Below are 17836 nucleotides of genomic sequence, written 5' to 3'. Positions count from 1 at the left end.
GGGCAGAAGCTTCAAGTCATATCTTTGTCCGGACTGCGCGAAGATGATGTGTTTGGCCAGCAGGCGAGCCGCCGAGGCCCAGCACATGGGCGTCAATTGCAGTGATCCGATGCAGCGACAGGATATCTGGAATCTCCTCGACAGCGAATTGCGGCCGCCACAGGAAGACGGTTCGGCAAATCATGAGGCCGCGGGCGCAGCTGCGGGCGCATATTGGCGCAGCCACTCGCGCAAAGCTTCGAGACCGACCGCGCCGGCGCGTTGAGCGACGATGTTGCCTTTGTGGAACAGCATCAGCGTCGGGATGCTGCGAATGTTGTAGCGGGCCGACAGTTCGGCTTCCGCCTCGGTGTCGACCTTCAGAAAGCGAAGCTCGGGTTCGAGTTCGCCGGCGGCGCGCTCGAGAACCGGTGCCATCGCTTTGCAGGGCCCACACCATGCCGCCCAGAAATCGACGACGACCGGAATGTCGCTGCGCTGGATGTGAGTGGCGAAGTCACGTGCGGAAACCGATACGGGATGTCCTGTAAAGAGTTGCTGTCGACAGCGTCCGCATTTTGCCTGCCGCGCATCCCTCCGGTCCGGAACGCGGTTGGTCGCCGTGCAGTGAGGGCAAACGATGCGGCGGATCTCGTTGCTCATGGCTGAAGCTCTCCACAGTCAGTGCGATGCCAGCTGCGTGCGATCCGTCCGGCGACGGAACGAATCATCGGGTTCGAACCGGTTCGAGGCGCCAGCCGGACTACGAGGCCGATAACGACGCGCGAGCTGCATCCGATAGCAAGCGACGATTAAAGCAGCAGTTCGAACACTCGCAAGGCGAGCTCCCAATGTCTGGTCTGCGGATTCTTCAGATCCGGCTCGACGAGCTTCATGGTTCGCGCGACCGCGACGCCAAGTCCCCCGACAACCTCCGGCAGCATGGCTTCGATGTCGTCGCTGTAGCTGAACTGCAGCGGCGGCCGATGAGCGAGACGGTCGAGAATCGGCACCAGCTCTATCGTTTCATTGAGCTTCCTGAATTGTTCGATGCACTCCTGGAGGCCGGCGGTGATCGGCAGATGCCGGGGCTCGATCAGGACGTCGCCGCCGGCTTTGGCGGCAGCTTCGGCGCGAATGAGCAGTCGATATACCGTGTGATCGATGAATTCCTCGTAGCGCTTTAGGTCGGCCTTGTCCAAGTTGAGACTAGCCGCCTCGCGAAAGAGTCGCTGGAGCTGTGGCACGCCCTGTGGGCGGGCCGGCGGCATCTTGTCATGGGGAAGTTGCGCGATCATCAGGCGACTCTGCCATGCCTCGTCGCGGCCGCGTTGACAGATGTCATTCACGCGTAGTTCTTTCGTGTCGAACCGCGTGGTCATCGTCCAAGCGGCGAAGGCCGCCGTCGCAGTCGATCATGCGGCGGAGGCCTGCGCCGATTGTTCAGATCGGCTGGTCCGAGCCGCCTCGAGAAACGCGTGAATCTGCGGTACGACGGTGGCTCCCTCGCCGATCGCCGCGCCGACGCGCTTGACGGACCCGAACCGCACATCACCCACGGCGAACACGCCCGCCACGCTCGACTCGAGCGATGCGGGCGGGCTTGCGCCGTCGACGGCTGAACGGCCACCAGCAGGGATGTCCGTGCCGGTCTGGACAAACCCCTTGCTGTCACGGCTGACGTTGCAATCGCTCAGCCACGCCGTCGCGGGCTCCGCACCGATGAACAAGAAAACATTGCGGATTGCCTTCTCGACGTCGCCGCCGGTCCGGTCGCGCCAGCGCACCCGAGCGAGTTGGCCCTGCTCGTCACCCGACAACTCCACGATCTCCGTGCAAGTCAGCAACTCGATATTTGCCGTCGCTGCGATCCTATCGATCAGATATTGCGACATGCTCTGCGAGAGGCTGGGGCCTCGCACCAGCATCCAGACTTTCTTGGCATAATGGCTGAGAAACACGGCGGCTTGCCCTGCGGAGTTGCCTCCGCCGACCAGCACGACTTCCTCGTTTCGACACAGACGGGCCTCGATCGGGGAGGCCCAATACCACACGCCCCGCCCCTCGAAATGCTCCAGATTCGGTATGTTCGGCCTGCGATAGCGGGCGCCACTGGCGATCACGACGCTCAGCGCGGCAACGCTCCGACCGTCGACGAGCCCGATCGCGAATGGATATTGCTCACAGCGAAGGTTGGTGACCGTCTCGGGAATGATCATCTCGACACCGAACTTCTGCGCCTGCACATAGGCGCGCCCCGCCAGAGCCTGGCCTGAAATTCCCGTCGGGAAGCCCAGATAATTCTCGATACAGCTGCTGGCACCGGCCTGTCCCCCGAACGCCCGTGCGTCGAACACGCCGACCGACAAGCCTTCGGACGCCGCATACACGGCAGCCGCAAGCCCTCCGGGGCCGGCGCCGACGATTGCTAAGTCGTAGCAGCGCTCTTCCAGTTTCGGCGGCACCATGCCCAGCGCCCGCCCTAACTCGACCTCACTGGGATTCTTGAGAATTGCCCCGTTCGGACAAATCACCAATGGCAGTTCTTCCGGCTTGCAGGGATAGTTGTTCAAGAACGCCTGCGCATCCGGGTCCTTGGTGGGATCCATCACCTGATGTGGATAGGCGTTGCGCGCCAGAAATTCCAGCAGACGCACCATTCCGGGGTGGGCGTCATGCCCGATCAGACAAGGGCCCCCAGAACCGGTCTCGATAAGGAATACCCGTCGCAAGACCAGTGCGCGCATGATGCGCTCGCCGAGTTCAACGTCGGCGATCAGCAGGGCGCGAAGTCTGGATGGCAGAATGATCAGCGATTCGACGGGTTCGATCGCGCGTGCATCGACGAGCGCGAGTCCGCCGGAGAGCTGCGCAACTTCGGCGATAAAATCGCCTGCACCCAGTTCTACGATTCTCTCTGTTCGGCCGGGTCGATCGCGGGCCTCGATGGATACCCGGCCGCTGATGATCACGAACATTCCCGGCGGAATTTCACCCGTCAGGAACAGATACTCGTCGATCGCATAGTGTCTGATCTCACCGAACCGGCGCATGCGGTCGATCTCGTTCGGCGCGAACTTGGGAAACATCTGCTCGCGGCGGGACTCGAGCATGCCGTTGCCGCCCGTCTGCAGACCAGCGACAACCGTGTTGGATAAGTCGTCCATCGATGCGCCTTTCAGGACCACGGCCCCTGCACGGCAGAAGCGCTCCAGGGAAAGGCGCGCGGCGTATGCTGCACAGTCAGCCACTGGTCCGCCGTGAACGCCTCGATCACCCAATCGCCGTTGAATCGGCCGATTCCGGAATTCTTCTCGCCGCCGAACGGACAAGTTGGCAGATCGATGACGGGTTGATCGTTGACGTGAGCCATGCCGACCTGCATCTGCCGCGCAAAATGCATGCCGCGGTGGATGTTGCGCGTAAATACGGCGCCGCTCAGTCCGAAACTTGTCTGATTGGCCACCGCCAGCGCCTCTTCGGTGTTGCCGACGCGGATGATCGGCGCCACCGGGCCGAATATTTCTTCTGCTGCAAGCTGCATTTGGTTCGTGACGTTCGCGAAGATATGCGGCGGCAACACCAAGCCGTCCGGCTCGCCTCCGAGCACTTGTTTGCAGCCGTCGTCGCGGGCACGGCGAATGCGCGCCATCAGCTTATCGAGTTGCGCCTTGCTGATGATCGGACCGATCACGGTGTCGCCATCGCTGGGATCGCCGACTTTCAATCTCGCCACCCGCCGCGCGAAGCGATCGACGAACGTCGGATAAACGGACTCCTCGACAATGATGCGGTTGATCGCGATGCAGATCTGGCCTTGGTGCAGAAACTTGCCAAACGCCGCCGCTTCGACGGCGTGATCGAGATCGGCGTCCGCGAGCACAACGAACGGCGCATTGCCGCCGAGCTCCAGGTCGACGCGCTTGATGATCGGAGCCTTCGCCGCGAGTTCCGCGATCCTGCGGCCGACCGGCGTCGAGCCGGTGAACGAAATCACCCGCGGAAGGGGATGACTGACAAAGGTGTCACCGATTTCGTCGCCCGCGCCGACGACGACGCTGAGGAGACCCGGCGGCAGGCCGGCCTCCTCGAAAATTTTCGCCAACAACAATCCGCCCGTGACCGGCGTCTCGCTCGACGGCTTGATCACGACGGCGTTGCCTACCGCGAGTGCGGGCGCGACCGTGCGATTGCTCAGATGGAGCGGCCAGTTCCACGGGCTGATCGCCCCCACTACGCCGACCGGTTTGCGCATGATCAGATTCTCCTTGCCCGGAACGTCGGACGAAACGGAGCGTCCTTCGACCGCGTACGGCACGGAGGTCGCCCACAGCATGACGGTGTGAGTTACTTCCCATTCCAAATTGGCTTTCAGTCGCGTGCTGCCGGATTCCTTGATCAGCCACTCGACGATTTCGTCGCGGCGCGCTTCCATCACGCCTGCCGCGCGGCGAAACACCTGCGCACGCGCCGCCGGCGTTGAGACAGCCCACGCAATCTGAGCTCTGGCGGCCGCCGCAAACGCCGCGTCGACATCGTCGCGATCGGCCTGCTTGATCTCCAGAAGGAGGTCGCCGCTGAAGGGGTTGGTGTCGACCAGCCGATGCTCCGACCGGCCATGGCGCCAGCTGCCGGCGATCGGCAGCAGATCGAACTGATCGTAAGGTTGCGGATCGCGCGTTTGGACGCGCGTGCCATCCGATGCTTCGGCTGCGTGGCGGTTGGCGCTACGGCTGACACTGGGCGCGACCATCGCCGTTCTCCCGAAGTTGCTTCGAACTGACGATGACGCGGCGCGCGGCGTACTACCTTGACAGTCGTCAGCACAAACACCGGAAAACATCATGCGCCATCGACGGGGTGCCTACGGGCGTCCGGACGTTCGGCGTCTACGACCGGCCAGCGTGCTGCGGCACGTCAATAGAACCTGGGGATCGGACCAAGTCGTGGCGTCGGCCTGTCCGACAAGTCGAAGATGAGTTCGTCCACGTAGCACCAGCCCCAGCCCTCCGGCGGATCATAGGCTTCTATGATCGGGTGACCGGTGGCATGGAAATGCTTCGTCGCGTGCCGGTTCGGCGACTGGTCGCAGCAGCCGACGTGGCCGCAGGTCCGGCAGACGCGCAGATGCAGCCATGGGTCACCCAATTCCAGGCATTCTTCACAGCCGAGAGAATGCGGAATGACGTCGTGAATTCCCAACAGGTGCCTGCAACGCTGTGCCATGTTCATCCTGCTCAATGATGGATTGATGCGCTTGGTCTGATCCCAATCCCGCCCGTTGCGGATTCACTCGTCCTTTTCGTTCTGATACTCGCCCGCGGCATGCGGTGCCGGCGTCCAGGCGGACCGTTCAGTTCAGTTTCCGTTTCGGGGGCGTCACGTTGAACTGCGCTATCTGCGCCGTTTGCGGCGCCTTGCCGTTAAATGTCAGCACATTGCCTTCCGCCGAGATCGCGACCTTGTCGCCGTCCTTGACCTCGCCCGCGAGGATCATCTCGGCCAACGGGTCCTGCAGATACTTTTGCATCACGCGCTTCAACGGCCGCGCGCCGTAAGCCGGATCCCAGCCCTTGGCCGCGAGCCATTCCTTGGCGTCCGCATCGAGCGTGAGCGTGATCTTGCGATCGTCGAGCAGCTTTTGCAGCCGGGCGAACTGGATCTCGACAATCCGCCCCATCTCGCTGCGCTGCAGGCGGTGGAACAGAATGATCTCGTCGACGCGGTTGAGGAACTCCGGCCTGAAATGCGCGCGCACCATGCCCATGACCTGCTCGCGCACCGCCGCCGTATCCTCACCCTCCGGCTGGTTCACCAGAAATTCCGAACCCAGGTTGGAGGTCATGATGATCAGCGTATTGCGGAAGTCGACTGTTCGGCCTTGGCCGTCGGTCAAGCGGCCGTCGTCCAACACCTGCAGCAGGACGTTGAAGACATCGGGATGCGCCTTCTCGATTTCGTCGAACAGCACGACCTGGTAAGGCCGGCGCCGCACCGCCTCGGTCAGAGCACCGCCCTCGTCATAGCCGACATAGCCGGGGGGCGCGCCAATCAGGCGCGAGACCGAATGCTTCTCCATGTATTCGGACATGTCGAGGCGGACCATCGCCGTTTCGTCGTTGAACAAATACTCCGCGAGCGCCTTGGTCAGCTCCGTCTTGCCAACGCCGGTGGGGCCCAAGAACATGAACGAGCCGGTCGGCCTGTTCGGGTCCTGCAGCCCCGCACGCGAGCGGCGAACGGCGGTCGCAACCGCATGGACGGCCTCGGCCTGGCCGACGACGCGCTGACTCAGCGCCTCCTCCATTTTCAGGAGCTTGTCCTTCTCGCCCTCGAGCATCTTGTCGATCGGCACACCGGTCCAGCGCGACACGACCTGCGCGATGTGATTGGCCGTGACGGCCTCCTCCACCGTAGCACCCGCATTCTCCTGGGCTTCCATCTCGGCGAGCTGCTTTTCCAACTCGGGAATCCGGCCATAGGCCAGCTCGCCGGCGCGCTGATACTCGCCGCTGCGCTGGGCGTTTGCGAGATCGACCCGGAGAGCGTCCAGTTCGGCCTTGAGCTTCTGCGCGTTCGAGAGCTTACTTTTCTCCGCGGTCCAGCGAGCCGTCAGCGCCGCAGACCGCTCCTCGAGGTCGGCGAGCTCCTTCTCCAGCGATTGCAGCCGCGTCTTGGAACCGGGGTCGCTTTCCTTTTTCAACGCCTCCTGCTCGATCTTGAGCCGGATGATTTCGCGATCGAGCGAGTCGAGCTCTTCGGGCTTGGAGTCGACCTGCATCTTCAGCCGCGCCGCGGCCTCGTCCATCAAGTCGATGGCCTTGTCGGGCAGAAAGCGGTCGGTGATGTAGCGGTTGGACAATGTTGCGGCCGCCACGAGCGCGGAATCGGTGATCCGTACGCCGTGATGCTGCTCGTATTTGTCCTTCAGCCCGCGCAGGATCGAGATTGTGTCCTCGACCGCGGGTTCGCTGACGAAGATCGGCTGAAAGCGCCGGGCGAGCGCCGCGTCCTTCTCGACGTGCTTCTGATACTCGTCGAGCGTGGTCGCGCCGATGCAATGCAGCTCGCCGCGCGCCAGCGCCGGCTTCAACAAATTGGAGGCGTCCATCGCGCCGTCGCTCTTGCCCGCGCCGATCAGCGTGTGCATCTCGTCGATGAACAGGATGAAGGCGCCCTCGCTCCCGGTGACTTCCTGGAGAACGGCTTTCAGCCGTTCCTCGAACTCACCGCGATACTTGGCTCCGGCGATCAGTGCGCCGAGGTCGAGCGAAAGCAGCCTCTTGTCCTTCAGGCTTTCCGGCACGTCGCCGTTGAGGATGCGCAGCGCCAGCCCTTCGACGATCGCGGTCTTGCCGACGCCGGGCTCACCGATCAGCACCGGGTTGTTCTTGGTGCGCCGCGACAGCACTTGAATGGTGCGGCGGATCTCCTCGTCGCGGCCGATCACCGGGTCGAGCTTGCCGTCGCGCGCCGCCTGGGTCAGATCGCGGGCGTATTTCTTGAGCGCGTCATAGGCGTTCTCGGCCGTGGCGCTGTCGGCCGTGCGGCCCTTGCGTAACGACTCGATCGCCGCGTTGAGGTTCGGTGCGCTGACGCCCGCTTTGACCAGAAGCTGGCCGGCCTCGCTGTTCTTGTCGAGGGCCAGCCCGAGCAACAAACGCTCGACGGTAACGAAGCTGTCGCCGGCCTTATCGGCTGCCTTTTCAGCGGCGTCGAACGCGCGCGCAAGTTCGGGCGCAAGATAAACTTGTCCCGCGCCGCCACCCGAGACCCTTGGCAACTTGGCGAGAGCATCCTCCGTCGCCTTCAGAATCGCGCGCGAATTGCCGCCGGCGCGGTCGATCAGACCGCCGGCGAGACCCTCGGAATCGTCGAGCAGGACCTTCAACAGATGCAAGGTGGAAAACTGCTGATGACCTTCGCGCATCGCCAGAGACTGCGCCGATTGGATGAAGCCGCGCGATCGCTCGGTATATTGTTCAATGTTCATCGTCGTCTTCCCTCGGCATGCCGCTCCTCCCCGGACGAGCGATCCGCAACGGGAGCACCAGTTTGCCCTGATCGCGATCGAGGGCTCGAGATCGCGCCCTGGTCGTCACGCCTGCCATCCAGCGCAATGCGAGCAAGAAGCGCATAGCGGATGCTGGTTGGGTTTCCGCGCGCTCGCACTGACGGTTGTCAATCCGGCAGGCCGCTTTCATCACCGCGTTGGCGACGACTGCCGCTGCGAACATGCGATAGTCCAGCGGTCGCGCCGCGCATCGCGGGCAAGAGATCGGGCGGCGCCGAAATCATCGCGTGCGACGTCGCCGCGCAGCGGTTGATAGTTGTCAGGGCGCTTGTCGCGCCCGGATGGCATGACGTTCCGATCATGCCTTCGACGTCGATCCGCAGTTCAGGGCACAACCCGGCTCATCTCGGTGTATCGGCGGTTCATTGAAAGGCCGGCCTTCGCATGCGGATTCCCCTGATCGCACAGATAGGCGCCGACCGACGCGACGGCGAAGAGGTCGCGCTGCAGAAAATGATCCTCGTCGGCTTCGTGCTGACCTCCGCCGTTGCGGCGGCGTTGTGGGGTCTGGCCTACATTGCGGTTGGAGCCCGTAGCGCCGGCGCCATCCCCGCGGCGTACAGCGCGTTGTCGCTCATGAATACAGCCCTGTTCAGCAGGTTCCCCCACTATTCGCTGTACCGCTTTGGCCAGCTGACGCTGATCCTGCTGCTGCCGTGGCTGATGACGATCAATCTCGGCGGCTTTCACAATTCGAGCGCCGTCATACTCTGGTCTACGCTTTGTCCTTTGTGCGCCCTTCTCGTCCATGATCTTCGAACCGCCTCCCGTTGGTTCTGCGCCTTCCTGGTCCTGCTGCCGAGCAGCGCACTGCTACAATCCTACGGCGCCCCTGCCTCCTTGCCTGCTTCGATGGTCACGTTCTTCTACGTTCTGAACATCGCCTGCGTCCTGAGTCTGGCTTTTGCAATGCTTTACTACTTCATCGACAAAAAGAACCGGCTTCAGGAGCGATCCGAAATGCTGCTGCTGAACATCTTGCCGGTCGAGATCTCCAACATATTGAAGGGTGAGCACCGCACCATCGCCGATCAGTACGACGAGGCGAGCATCTTGTTCGCCGACGTCGTGCAGTTCACCCCGCTGGCCCGGTCGATGTCGCCCCTGGAGCTCGTCGGGCTGCTTGACGAAGTGTTCATGTGCTTCGATCTATTGGTCGAGAAGTATCAATTGGAAAAGATAAAGACCATCGGTGACTGCTACATGGTCGTTGCCGGCGTGCCGCGCCCGCGCGCCGACCATGCTCACGCGCTGGCACGCATGGCGCTCGAGATGCGAGCCTGCGTGGCCGAGCGTGAATTCCGCGGCAGACGATTGACATTCCGCATCGGCATGAATTCAGGCCCGGTCGTCGCCGGCATCATCGGACGCAAGAAGTTCATTTTCGATCTGTGGGGCGACGCCGTGAACATGGCCAGCCGCATGGAATCACACGGCCAAAGCCAGGCAATTCAGATCACGCAGGCAACGTACGATCTGATCAAGCACGACTTCGTTTGCGAAACGCGCGGGACCATCGACGTCAAGGGATCGGGCGAGATGGAGATCTGGCATGTCTTGAGTGAAAAGCCGAGCGATCAAGAACACATGCCGGGCCTCGCCGCCTGATGATGGCGAGCGCCGAGTTCGCCGACGGCCTCGCTCTGGCCGCCTCAGGCCGAACAGGAAGACACGGCGCAAGACGCGGAGATCTTCAGGCCCGGCACCGCCGGCAAGTATTCTGACCAGAATACGCCTCCGATCCCTCGATCTCGGGAAAGATCTCGTCCCCCGGGCTGATATCGGTCAACGCAGCGCGCAACCTTCCGCGCTACAGCTCCTTATCATTACTGATATGAGACTCGCGAAGACGAGAACGGGAGGATCGAATGACAAAATTTGCGCTGTACGTCCCGCTGGTGGCGAAGCCCGGCAAGGAGAAGGATGTCGCGGATTTTCTGCGGTCGGCGGTTCCTCTGGTGGAGGCCGAACCCGGCACGATCACGTGGTACGCGATCCAGGAAGGCCCCTCCTCGTTCGCGATCTTTGACACGTTCGACGACGAGGCCGGACGCGACGCGCATCTCAATGGAAAGGTCGCCGCTGCGCTCATGGAGAAGATCAAGGGGGGTGACTTGTTCGACAACACCCCGGAGATCCATAAATTGGGCATCATCGCGGACAAGGGGGCGAAGTAGAGCTTCAAGTCGGTTCGGACAGCGACTGCCGTCCATAGCAGCGCGGGCGCGTGACTCAGCGGAGAAGACGTTCCGCGCTCGTGGCAACCGACCGCAGAAGACGGCCATCTTATTAAGGCCGAGGATGCACAAGAGAAGATGAATCCTCCTCTCAAAGGTCACCGAAAGCCCCGGCAGATCCGGCGACGACCATTGAACTTGAGGCTCCGTCTGACTATCCCCGATAGGATTGGATTGGTCCGGTTCGCGACTGCACCTCGCGGATAAAGTCCTGCGGGCTGGTGAAGAACGAATTTTCGACCAGAACGCCGCCGATGATGACCATTGGGTGCGTGCGCAGAATATCGATGGCATGCGGCGCCGTCAGCAGATTGGCGTCGAAGGTGCAGATCACGGGGTCGGCGAAATTCGGCAGCACGCTGTTGAGCCGCATCTCGTATTCCACCCATTGATTGCCGCTCTCCCAGTCTTCCACCGCCGTTTCGGCGTGCGCGATCATCCGCGTCAAAGGGAAGCCGAGCTCGGCACCCTCCCGCAAGGCCTGCTGGATCAGGACGAGCATCGCGTCTTTGTCGAACCGTCCGGTCTTGAGATAGGTGTCCTCCGGGAGCGCGACCTCGAGCTGACGGCTCTTGATCGTCTCTTCCACATCGACGCCGGCGAGGCGCAGCCAATTGAGGTGGTCCTCCCGGCGATGAGACGGGAGGACATGAAACGCGCGCTGGCCGCAGTTAATGCCGTCGCAGATGAACGGCAGCAACACGTCGTATTCCTCCACGGCCGAATTGAAGAACGCGCAGACGTGCCGGTGCTCCCGCAGCATGGATCGTCCAAAAGGAATCGGCTCGGCGGTCGAACTCATGGGACGCTCCAATTCGCGCTTCTAGTTCTCGTCGTGTCTGGTGGTCCGTCGGCGCAGGCCGCGCGGAATTCTGCCGCGTCCGATACGGCGCCCGCGCCGCAGCGCATGTTGCGATCTGCTTGAGCCGGGAGTATTGCCATCGTCACTCGCCTGATTGAGAAAGCTGAGAGATCGGCTCGCTATGAAAGTGCTGGCCCGGCCGCAGGATCCTCGCCCTGCTCCAGGCTGTTCGCCACTTTCAGAGCAAATCGATCTAGCGTAGCGGGATCGAACTCGCTCTCGATCTGCGGTTTGTCAAAGTGCGTCGAGAGCACACCCCAGAGGCGGCCATTGCTGCTGATGAGCGGCGTCGAATGAACGGCGGCAACGCCACCCGCGCGCAGGACCTCGAGCTCGCGCGTGCCCACATACAGGTAGCTCGTCGAAATATCCCCGACGAACACACTCATGCGCCGCGTCAATGCGGCCGCGCACGACGTTGCCGTGTCGCGTCGGACGGCGCCGAAAAACGTCAGCGCTTCTCGCGAGAGCCCCCGGCTGGCGACAATTCTCAGACAGTCGGCACTTTCGTCGAAGCGCTGCAGGGTGCCCATGTCCGCGCCTGTTATGCCGATCGCGATATCGAGGACCCGCAACAGGTCCTCACCGAGATTCCCGAACGTCGTCAGCCGATCCAGGACGGTGTCGACGTGTTGCCCGGCTGCCGCGTCGACCGGTGCTTTGATCTTTGCCATCGCCTCGGTTTCCGCGACCGCCACGCCGGAGATGTCACGGCCGGAGGACGCACCACTGTAAAGCAAGATTGTCAGCGAGCAGATTGAGCAATTTTACGTAATCGTCATACCAACTTAGTTAGCGAGCTGCGACATCACGCCGATAACGGGAAATTCATCTATGTTATCGACTGATCAGTTTCGCGCGTGTAGGTTCTTCTTTGATCGGTCTTCGATCTGGCGATCGACGACCTGTTGCGATTCGCCTTGTCGCCCCAGCTGCAAGCATCTGCCAGGGGCACGCTGGTGGTTTGCTTGAACGTGCATGGGTAGAGGCCAGGTAAATGCCTTGGGTCGATGAGCTTTCCGAGCCGCAGCAACTCAGGCACTGCATCCGCGATCTCGTCGCGCTGTCGACCCTGCCGGCACTTTGGAAAGACTATGATTCACGGCAAATCGCCGACAGCGCGGCAGCCGCGTTGCTGTCGATGCTCGATGCCGACGTCATATACGTATCTGCACCCGGGCTGCGTAACCAACCTGCCGCCGATGTGATCCGCACGCGGGGAGCAGTGACCGCCGAATCGTCTGGTCGCGTCGAACGCATCCTGCGCAGCGCGTGGCGCGGCAAGCGTGAGCAGATCTCCGTGATCGACAATCCTCTCGGCACGGGCACGCTGCGGATCGCGGCGGCGCCGATGGGCTTCGGCGGCGACGACATCATCGTCGCCGGGTCCCCCGATCCGCAATTCCCGAGCGAGACACACCGGCTCCTTCTCGGGATCACGGCGAACCACGCAACGCTCGCGATCCAGCGCTGGCTTGCAGAGGCAGAGCAACGGCGTCTGGTGAGCGTGATCGAACGCTCGTCCGAGTTCGTCGGTTTCGCCCATCTCGACGGCACGCCGCAATACATCAACAAAGCGGCATTCGAGCTGCTCGGGCTTTCAGAATTTCAGGAGCTCCAGACGGCCAGCATCTTCGATTTCCTGGCCCCCGATGAACAGACCAGGGCGCGGACCGAGCTGCTTCCGATGGTGATGAGAACCGGACGGTGGCTCGGCGAGCTTAATTTTCGTCATTTCAAGACCGGAGAAGTCATCCCCTTCCTGCTCGATTGGTTCCGCATCGACGACCCGCGCACCGGCCGGCCGACCAACATGGCGGCCGTCAGCCGCGATCTGAGGCCACAGAAAAAGCTCGAAGACGATCTCCGACGCCTCAACGAGTCGCTGGAACAGCGGGTGGCGGAACGCACATCGGAATTGGCAGAAGCGCTCGAGCGGCTGACGATCGAAGCCGAAGAGCGAGCCCGCTCGGATGTCCGCGCGCAAAATCTGCAAGCGGAGCTGCATCATGCAGCGCGGCTGAGCACGGCGGGGCAAATGGCGGGCGCGCTGGCGCACGAACTGAACCAACCGCTGACCGCGATCACCAATTCGGTCAATGCCGGTCGCCGGATGATGGCGAACGACGGGCCCCTAAGGGTCGACACGCTCCGCGAGATCCTTGACGAAGCCGGACAACAGGCTCTGCGCGCCGGCGAAATCATTCGGCGGTTGCGGGAGTTCGTGACCCGCGGCGAAACAGACATGCGGATCGAAAATCTGCCCGACCTGATCGGGGAAGCCAGCGAGCTCGCCTCGGCGGGGACCGGACTCCACGATGTCGAAGTCCGGCTCAGCTTCGATCCACGCGCTGCCACGGTGTTTGCGAGCCGCATCCAACTGCAGCAGGTCATACTGAACTTGATACGCAACGCGCACGAAGCGATGACGCAGAGCGAGTGGCGCCAGTTGGCCGTGACGACGGCGCGTCTCGACGATGAGTCGATTCAAATCGTCGTCGCGGATCGTGGTTCAGGCCTGCCGGACAGCATCGTCGAACACCTGTTCGAGCCGTTCCACACGACAAAGATCGATGGCATGGGGCTGGGCCTCTCGATATGCCGCTCGATCGTCGAGGCCCATCGCGGAAAGCTGGACTACGAGCCCAACGACGGCGGCGGCGCAATCTTTCGCGTGACCCTTCCCGTTCCGCTCCAACATTGAGGCCATCGATGGCCACCGGCCGGCTCGTTTACGTGATCGATGACGACCTGGCAATCCGCCGATCTCTAGAGCGGTTGCTGGATGCGGCGGGCTTCGAGGTGGCGACATATGCGACGCCAAAATTGTTTCTCGACGTCGCGGGCAGTCTGGTCGGCGGCTGCGTTCTGCTGGACATCCGTATGCCGGAGATGAACGGCTTCGAAGCTCATGCGCGTCTTCGGCTGATCAAACCGGACTTGCCGGTCATCGTCGTAACCGCTCAAGGCGACGTTCGCACCGCCGTCCGAGCGATGAAGGCGGGAGCTGTAGACTTCATTGAAAAGCCTTACAGCGACGACGCCTTGATAGCCGCGATCGAGTCCGCGCTGAAGACCAGCGTGGCGAAGGGCCGGACCGATGATATTGCGACCGCGGCCGTGTTGATCAACACGCTTAGCCTACGCGAGCGGCAGGTGCTTGAGGCGCTCGTGGCCGGGCAGCCGAACAAGGTCATTGCATTCAATCTTGGCATCAGCGTTCGCACGGTCGAGGTTCACCGCTCACGGATGATGGATCGGCTGGGCGTGCATCAGTTCGCCGAGGCCGTTAAGCTTTTGGTTCTTGCGAGCTTTGCTGAGCGGGCCTGAACGGGTGCTTGCTGTGCTGGAGATACCAGCCAGCATGTCGTCATGCTCGCCATAGCTATCCCGATGCAGACGAAAAATACTCTCGCCCGCGTGCTCGCGAGGATGCGCTGGGCAAGATGGCGCTTTTGACCGGGATCCGATCCTCAGAGCTGAATGAGGTCAGCTCTTCAAGTGAATCGCGCCGAACGGCCGAACACATGGCTGCTCCGACCAAACCGGTAACATGGAGATACGTCTTGCAAGCCGTCAGCCGTCCACGGTGGCCCTTGAGGGACTTTCTTGCACTATGCTGACACGTCCGCTTCTGGCCCTTAGCGAACCTTACGATTCTTTGACTAGGTTCAAATATGATCGAACGAATCGATGGTGGATGGTGGGAAAGGCAGGGTTATTGCCTCACCACCGCTCCCTCCCGTGCATTGATCATCGCTTCGACGACTCGGCGCAGCTTCCTTACCGATCCCCCATGCCAGAAGCGGCGTATGGCGGTGATCTCGTCCTGAGCTAGGGGCGCGATCCAACGCTCGTCGAGACCGCGTTCTTCGGCGATTTCCGCGGTGACGGCCGGCAGCAGCAGTTCGATATCTGCGGGGCGCGGCTTCGGAAACTCGACGATGCGGAAGCGGTCCCTGATCGGCGACGGTAGCGGGTCGATCGAATTCGCGGTCGCGACGTAGCTGACCAGGGACAGATCGAGCGACGTCTGCAGCGCGGGATCCGGATAGCGCGCGGCTGTTTCGGGTTCAAGAAAACCCAACAACGAATCCCAGAGCCGTCCGTAGTCCGAACGGGTGGGCGCCTTCTCGATTTCGTCGATCAGGACGATCGGGTTCGCGATGCGGCCCTGAGCAATCGCCAGGAACGGATGGCACGGCTCTGCCGAGTACCAGCGCTTGTCGGTGCCGCCGAAGGCGGCGCCGTCCGACCGAGCTGCATCGACACGCCACACATGGACGCCGAGCACTTCTCCGAGACGCCGACCGAAACGCGACTTGCCACCTCCGGGTGGCCCGACGAGCAGCAGAGGCCGCAAGTGAACATGAGTACGGCCGACGAGTTCAGTCATGCAGAAGTCGATGACGTCCTGTGCGTAAGGGAATTCGAAGAGAAGCTTCTGCCGGGCGTCGTGCAGCGGCGGCGCTGCGACGATCGGCAAGGCTTTATTGATGACTGCCTTCAGCGGCGCCACGATCTCCTTCAGCTTCGGGCTTTTCAGACTGGCGTCGTCGATAGCACAAACAATAAGGTGGCCATCGGGAGTAAAATCACCGCCGCTTTCAATGAGCGCCTTCTCCTCACTGCCCCCCTGCTTTTCCCTCTCCTTTCGGTCGCGCTCATTGTACTGCTCGTGAACCGTCTCAATCGCCTGTTCGATCCGCTGGCGCGCCATCCTGTCGGCGACGCGGCGGGCATTCGGCAGCGCCCGGACATCGGCGTATAGCGGCAACTGCGGAAGCGCGATCGGCAGCGCGGCCCATCCCCACACCAGTGCTTCAATCTCCGCCGCAACATCGACGTCGAGTTCCTCGGGCAGGGTCTTCGAGGCCATGAGGAGCGTCTTTCCAACGCGCCGATGCTCGGCGATCAGCACTTCGCTATGCGGAACCGGAAGCGAAGTCAGCCTCACGCAATCAGCGAGCGAACGCAGGTCCGAACGGTCGTCAGCAGCCGCTTGCCGATCCAACTCCGCGGCCAAATTGATGGCGGCGTCCGTGGTGCGCGCGTTGGCCCAGATCGCCGTCTCGGGCAGATCCGGGCATAGTTCGGCGATCTCGCCGATCAACCGCTCGCGTACGTAGCTGTCCGTTCGGCCACGCAACAACGCGATCCTCAGGATCCGCGGTAGAGCCTTCAGCCCCGCATCGGCCTCGGCGGCATCCGCCGCGGCGCCGGTCGAAGCAGCCTCCCGCTCCGAAACTGGAATGGTAGCGAGGGTATCGTCGTCGTCGAATTCGGCAGTCATGGCAGGATCTCCGAAATGTCCTCGCGATAGGCGTTATGCTCCTGGCAGCCCCCAAACTTCGCGGCATCCCGATCGCAGGCCCGGACGCGACCGCTGTTGAGCTCCTGTCGCCAGGGCGAAGGCGCCGTGCGCGTCACCGTGGGAGGAGCGCACTTCGTCCAGCTTTCGCTCGACGACGGCACTCTCTGCAACATCACGACGGATAGGGGGCCGCTGCTCGTCGATTTCGTCGAGAAACGCAACGCGATCGGAGAATGACCATGGCATCTGACGAACAGCGACCCATCGACATCGAATGGCGAGCCGAACTGAAGCGCTTGATCGCCAAGCACGACCTGCAGGGAGCGGTCATCATCGCCATCAGGCGCGATGGCGTGGTCGACGCCCACACCTATGGCGAGGACAAGTTCAAGTGCGACGCGCTCGGGACGTGGATCACCGGATTCGCCGAGCGTGCTCTCCCCGTTATCCCGTTCCAGACCGTGTTCGGCTGGCGCAACGGAGGCCTCGCCGAGCACGTCCCGGACGACACCAAGGTGCCCGATGGATGGGAGCAGTTCAGGTAGCTGTAGATGTCAGGGACGAATCATTCTCAGGGTCAATTCTGAAATCCCAGAGTCAAGCCCATTTATCCCAGAAATAACCGTGGTTATTTTGGTGGAAGTCTGGCAGGGAACACTTGCAGCGCTGGGGCGACACACGTACTTTCGTCGTCATGACAGACAACGTGTTCGTCTCGGCCCTGGACGCCGAAATCGCAGATCTGGAGGCCGATATCGCGGCCAATCCGGACGTCCGCGTCGTTAAGCTTTCTAACCTAAAGGCATTGCGACAGAACTTCTATTCGAGCACTGCCTCGTCGCATCACATCTCGTCTGGGACACTGTCGGTCAGCGACCAGTTCAGAACTCAGACCGTAAGGACACACCTCAGGACGACTGGTCGCAGGCGTGCCCCAGAGACCAAAGCGGCTCTCAACGCAGCCCGCGAACTAATCTCAGGTCGCACCTACCCGACCAGAACGTCAGAAATCTTCTCCTACCTGACGCAGCGAGGCATCTCGGTGCCTGGCACGGATCCGGCGTCTAATCTGAGCGCCATGTTGTCGAAGTCCGACGAGTTCGTCTCGCACGGACGCTCCGGCTGGACGCTGGCGTCCGCAGACGACGGTCCACCCGATCCGAACCATTCCCAGCCGCAGCGCGCCGATACGCCGGTGCAGTTCCACTATGACATATCGCCACCATCACCACCGCCGACCCCGGCACCAACGGCTCCGCAGCCAGGGTCACCGTGGGCACATCAGCGAAAGGACGACATATTTGAGTGAGTTAGCCGCGTCGGGGGCTTGGCGGCCGGCCCCTTAGTGCAACGAAAAGGCCGAGGTACCT

General features: G+C 62.2%; 16 protein-coding genes. 7 read left to right on the top strand and 9 right to left on the bottom strand.

The annotated features are described in order from the left end of the window. Positions 1-180 precede the first annotated feature (180 nt). The 6 genes from trxC to clpB all read right to left on the bottom strand — a co-directional run bounded on the left by trxC (position 181) and on the right by clpB (position 7972). Positions 181-642: a thioredoxin TrxC gene (gene trxC, locus DY467_RS07815; protein ID WP_164635095.1), complete on the bottom strand. Its 462-nt coding sequence runs from the start codon at positions 640-642 to the stop codon at positions 181-183. Positions 643-791: 149 nt separating this feature from the next. Then, a complete protein-coding gene (locus DY467_RS07810; protein WP_246701485.1) occupies positions 792-1361 on the bottom strand; it encodes a DUF1931 family protein in 570 nt (189 codons plus the stop codon). 33 nt (positions 1362-1394) lie between these two features. Beyond that, positions 1395-3092 carry an FAD-dependent oxidoreductase gene (locus tag DY467_RS07805; RefSeq protein WP_246701494.1) on the bottom strand — a complete coding sequence of 566 codons (1698 nt, stop codon included), beginning with the start codon at positions 3090-3092 and terminating at the stop codon, positions 1395-1397. Between the two features lie 65 nt (positions 3093-3157). Continuing rightward, positions 3158-4732, bottom strand: coding sequence for an aldehyde dehydrogenase family protein (locus DY467_RS07800; protein ID WP_164635091.1), 1575 nt, complete (start codon positions 4730-4732; stop codon positions 3158-3160). Between the two features lie 164 nt (positions 4733-4896). Then, positions 4897-5205, bottom strand: coding sequence for a UBP-type zinc finger domain-containing protein (locus tag DY467_RS07795; protein WP_164635227.1), 309 nt, complete (start codon positions 5203-5205; stop codon positions 4897-4899). A 127-nt stretch (positions 5206-5332) separates the two neighbouring features. Continuing rightward, on the bottom strand, positions 5333-7972 hold the full coding sequence (gene clpB / locus DY467_RS07790) for an ATP-dependent chaperone ClpB (protein ID WP_164635089.1): 2640 nt from the start codon (positions 7970-7972) through the stop codon (positions 5333-5335). 465 nt (positions 7973-8437) lie between these two features. Here clpB and DY467_RS07785 point away from each other — a divergent pair, with 465 nt between their 5' ends. Together DY467_RS07785 and DY467_RS07780 are read left to right on the top strand one after the other, a co-directional pair. Further along, positions 8438-9661: an adenylate/guanylate cyclase domain-containing protein gene (locus tag DY467_RS07785; RefSeq protein WP_164635087.1), complete on the top strand. Its 1224-nt coding sequence runs from the start codon at positions 8438-8440 to the stop codon at positions 9659-9661. Between the two features lie 260 nt (positions 9662-9921). Next, positions 9922-10230 (top strand): putative quinol monooxygenase, encoded by a 309-nt coding sequence (locus tag DY467_RS07780; protein WP_164635085.1) that lies wholly within the window; start codon positions 9922-9924, stop codon positions 10228-10230. A 214-nt stretch (positions 10231-10444) separates the two neighbouring features. On the opposite strand, the gene DY467_RS07775 is transcribed toward DY467_RS07780, so the two are convergent. Together DY467_RS07775 and DY467_RS07770 are read right to left on the bottom strand one after the other, a co-directional pair. After that, a complete protein-coding gene (locus DY467_RS07775; protein WP_164635083.1) occupies positions 10445-11092 on the bottom strand; it encodes an MEDS domain-containing protein in 648 nt (215 codons plus the stop codon). Positions 11093-11271: 179 nt separating this feature from the next. Beyond that, complete coding sequence (locus DY467_RS07770) at positions 11272-11826, bottom strand: GAF domain-containing protein (protein ID WP_164635081.1); 555 nt, start codon at positions 11824-11826, stop codon at positions 11272-11274. Between the two features lie 323 nt (positions 11827-12149). Here DY467_RS07770 and DY467_RS07765 point away from each other — a divergent pair, with 323 nt between their 5' ends. Both DY467_RS07765 and DY467_RS07760 read left to right on the top strand, forming a co-directional pair. Further along, positions 12150-13856: a sensor histidine kinase gene (locus DY467_RS07765; RefSeq protein ID WP_164635079.1), complete on the top strand. Its 1707-nt coding sequence runs from the start codon at positions 12150-12152 to the stop codon at positions 13854-13856. 8 nt (positions 13857-13864) lie between these two features. After that, complete coding sequence (locus DY467_RS07760; RefSeq protein ID WP_164635077.1) at positions 13865-14482, top strand: response regulator transcription factor; 618 nt, start codon at positions 13865-13867, stop codon at positions 14480-14482. Between the two features lie 388 nt (positions 14483-14870). On the opposite strand, the gene DY467_RS26175 is transcribed toward DY467_RS07760, so the two are convergent. Next, a complete protein-coding gene (locus DY467_RS26175) occupies positions 14871-16445 on the bottom strand; it encodes an AAA family ATPase (protein ID WP_205502159.1) in 1575 nt (524 codons plus the stop codon). Between the two features lie 126 nt (positions 16446-16571). Here DY467_RS26175 and DY467_RS26710 point away from each other — a divergent pair, with 126 nt between their 5' ends. The 3 genes from DY467_RS26710 (at position 16572) to DY467_RS07745 (ending at position 17775) form a co-directional block, all read left to right on the top strand. Further along, the gene (locus DY467_RS26710; RefSeq protein WP_283811783.1) at positions 16572-16703 is read left to right on the top strand and encodes a hypothetical protein; all 132 of its coding nucleotides are present in this window, start codon (positions 16572-16574) and stop codon (positions 16701-16703) included. A 2-nt stretch (positions 16704-16705) separates the two neighbouring features. Then, positions 16706-17011 (top strand): hypothetical protein, encoded by a 306-nt coding sequence (locus DY467_RS07750; RefSeq protein WP_164635076.1) that lies wholly within the window; start codon positions 16706-16708, stop codon positions 17009-17011. Positions 17012-17124: 113 nt separating this feature from the next. Then, positions 17125-17775, top strand: a complete 651-nt coding sequence (locus tag DY467_RS07745; RefSeq protein WP_164635074.1) for a hypothetical protein — start codon at positions 17125-17127, stop codon at positions 17773-17775. Positions 17776-17836 lie beyond the last annotated feature (61 nt).

The organism is Rhodopseudomonas sp. BR0G17, from assembly GCF_010907025.1.
GTDB classification, from domain to species: Bacteria; Pseudomonadota; Alphaproteobacteria; order Rhizobiales; family Xanthobacteraceae; genus Rhodopseudomonas; species Rhodopseudomonas palustris_H.
The sequence above is the reverse complement of the archived record's forward strand: the minus strand, read 5'-3'. Positions and strand labels throughout refer to the sequence as shown.

Bases quoted from the DNA above. Each gene is read 5' to 3' on its own strand.
- trxC (WP_164635095.1), bottom strand. From the start codon at position 642: ATGAGCAACGAGATCCGCCGCATCGTTTGCCCTCACTGCACGGCGACC.
- DY467_RS07810 (WP_246701485.1), bottom strand. From the start codon at position 1,361: ATGACCACGCGGTTCGACACGAAAGAACTACGCGTGAATGACATCTGT.
- DY467_RS07805 (WP_246701494.1), bottom strand. From the start codon at position 3,092: ATGCTCGAGTCCCGCCGCGAGCAGATGTTTCCCAAGTTCGCGCCGAAC.
- DY467_RS07800 (WP_164635091.1), bottom strand. From the start codon at position 4,732: ATGGTCGCGCCCAGTGTCAGCCGTAGCGCCAACCGCCACGCAGCCGAA.
- DY467_RS07795 (WP_164635227.1), bottom strand. From the start codon at position 5,205: ATGGCACAGCGTTGCAGGCACCTGTTGGGAATTCACGACGTCATTCCG.
- clpB (WP_164635089.1), bottom strand. From the start codon at position 7,972: ATGAACATTGAACAATATACCGAGCGATCGCGCGGCTTCATCCAATCG.
- DY467_RS07785 (WP_164635087.1), top strand. From the start codon at position 8,438: ATGCGGATTCCCCTGATCGCACAGATAGGCGCCGACCGACGCGACGGC.
- DY467_RS07780 (WP_164635085.1), top strand. From the start codon at position 9,922: ATGACAAAATTTGCGCTGTACGTCCCGCTGGTGGCGAAGCCCGGCAAG.
- DY467_RS07775 (WP_164635083.1), bottom strand. From the start codon at position 11,092: ATGAGTTCGACCGCCGAGCCGATTCCTTTTGGACGATCCATGCTGCGG.
- DY467_RS07770 (WP_164635081.1), bottom strand. From the start codon at position 11,826: ATGGCAAAGATCAAAGCACCGGTCGACGCGGCAGCCGGGCAACACGTC.
- DY467_RS07765 (WP_164635079.1), top strand. From the start codon at position 12,150: ATGCCTTGGGTCGATGAGCTTTCCGAGCCGCAGCAACTCAGGCACTGC.
- DY467_RS07760 (WP_164635077.1), top strand. From the start codon at position 13,865: ATGGCCACCGGCCGGCTCGTTTACGTGATCGATGACGACCTGGCAATC.
- DY467_RS26175 (WP_205502159.1), bottom strand. From the start codon at position 16,445: ATGACTGCCGAATTCGACGACGACGATACCCTCGCTACCATTCCAGTT.
- DY467_RS07750 (WP_164635076.1), top strand. From the start codon at position 16,706: ATGGCATCTGACGAACAGCGACCCATCGACATCGAATGGCGAGCCGAA.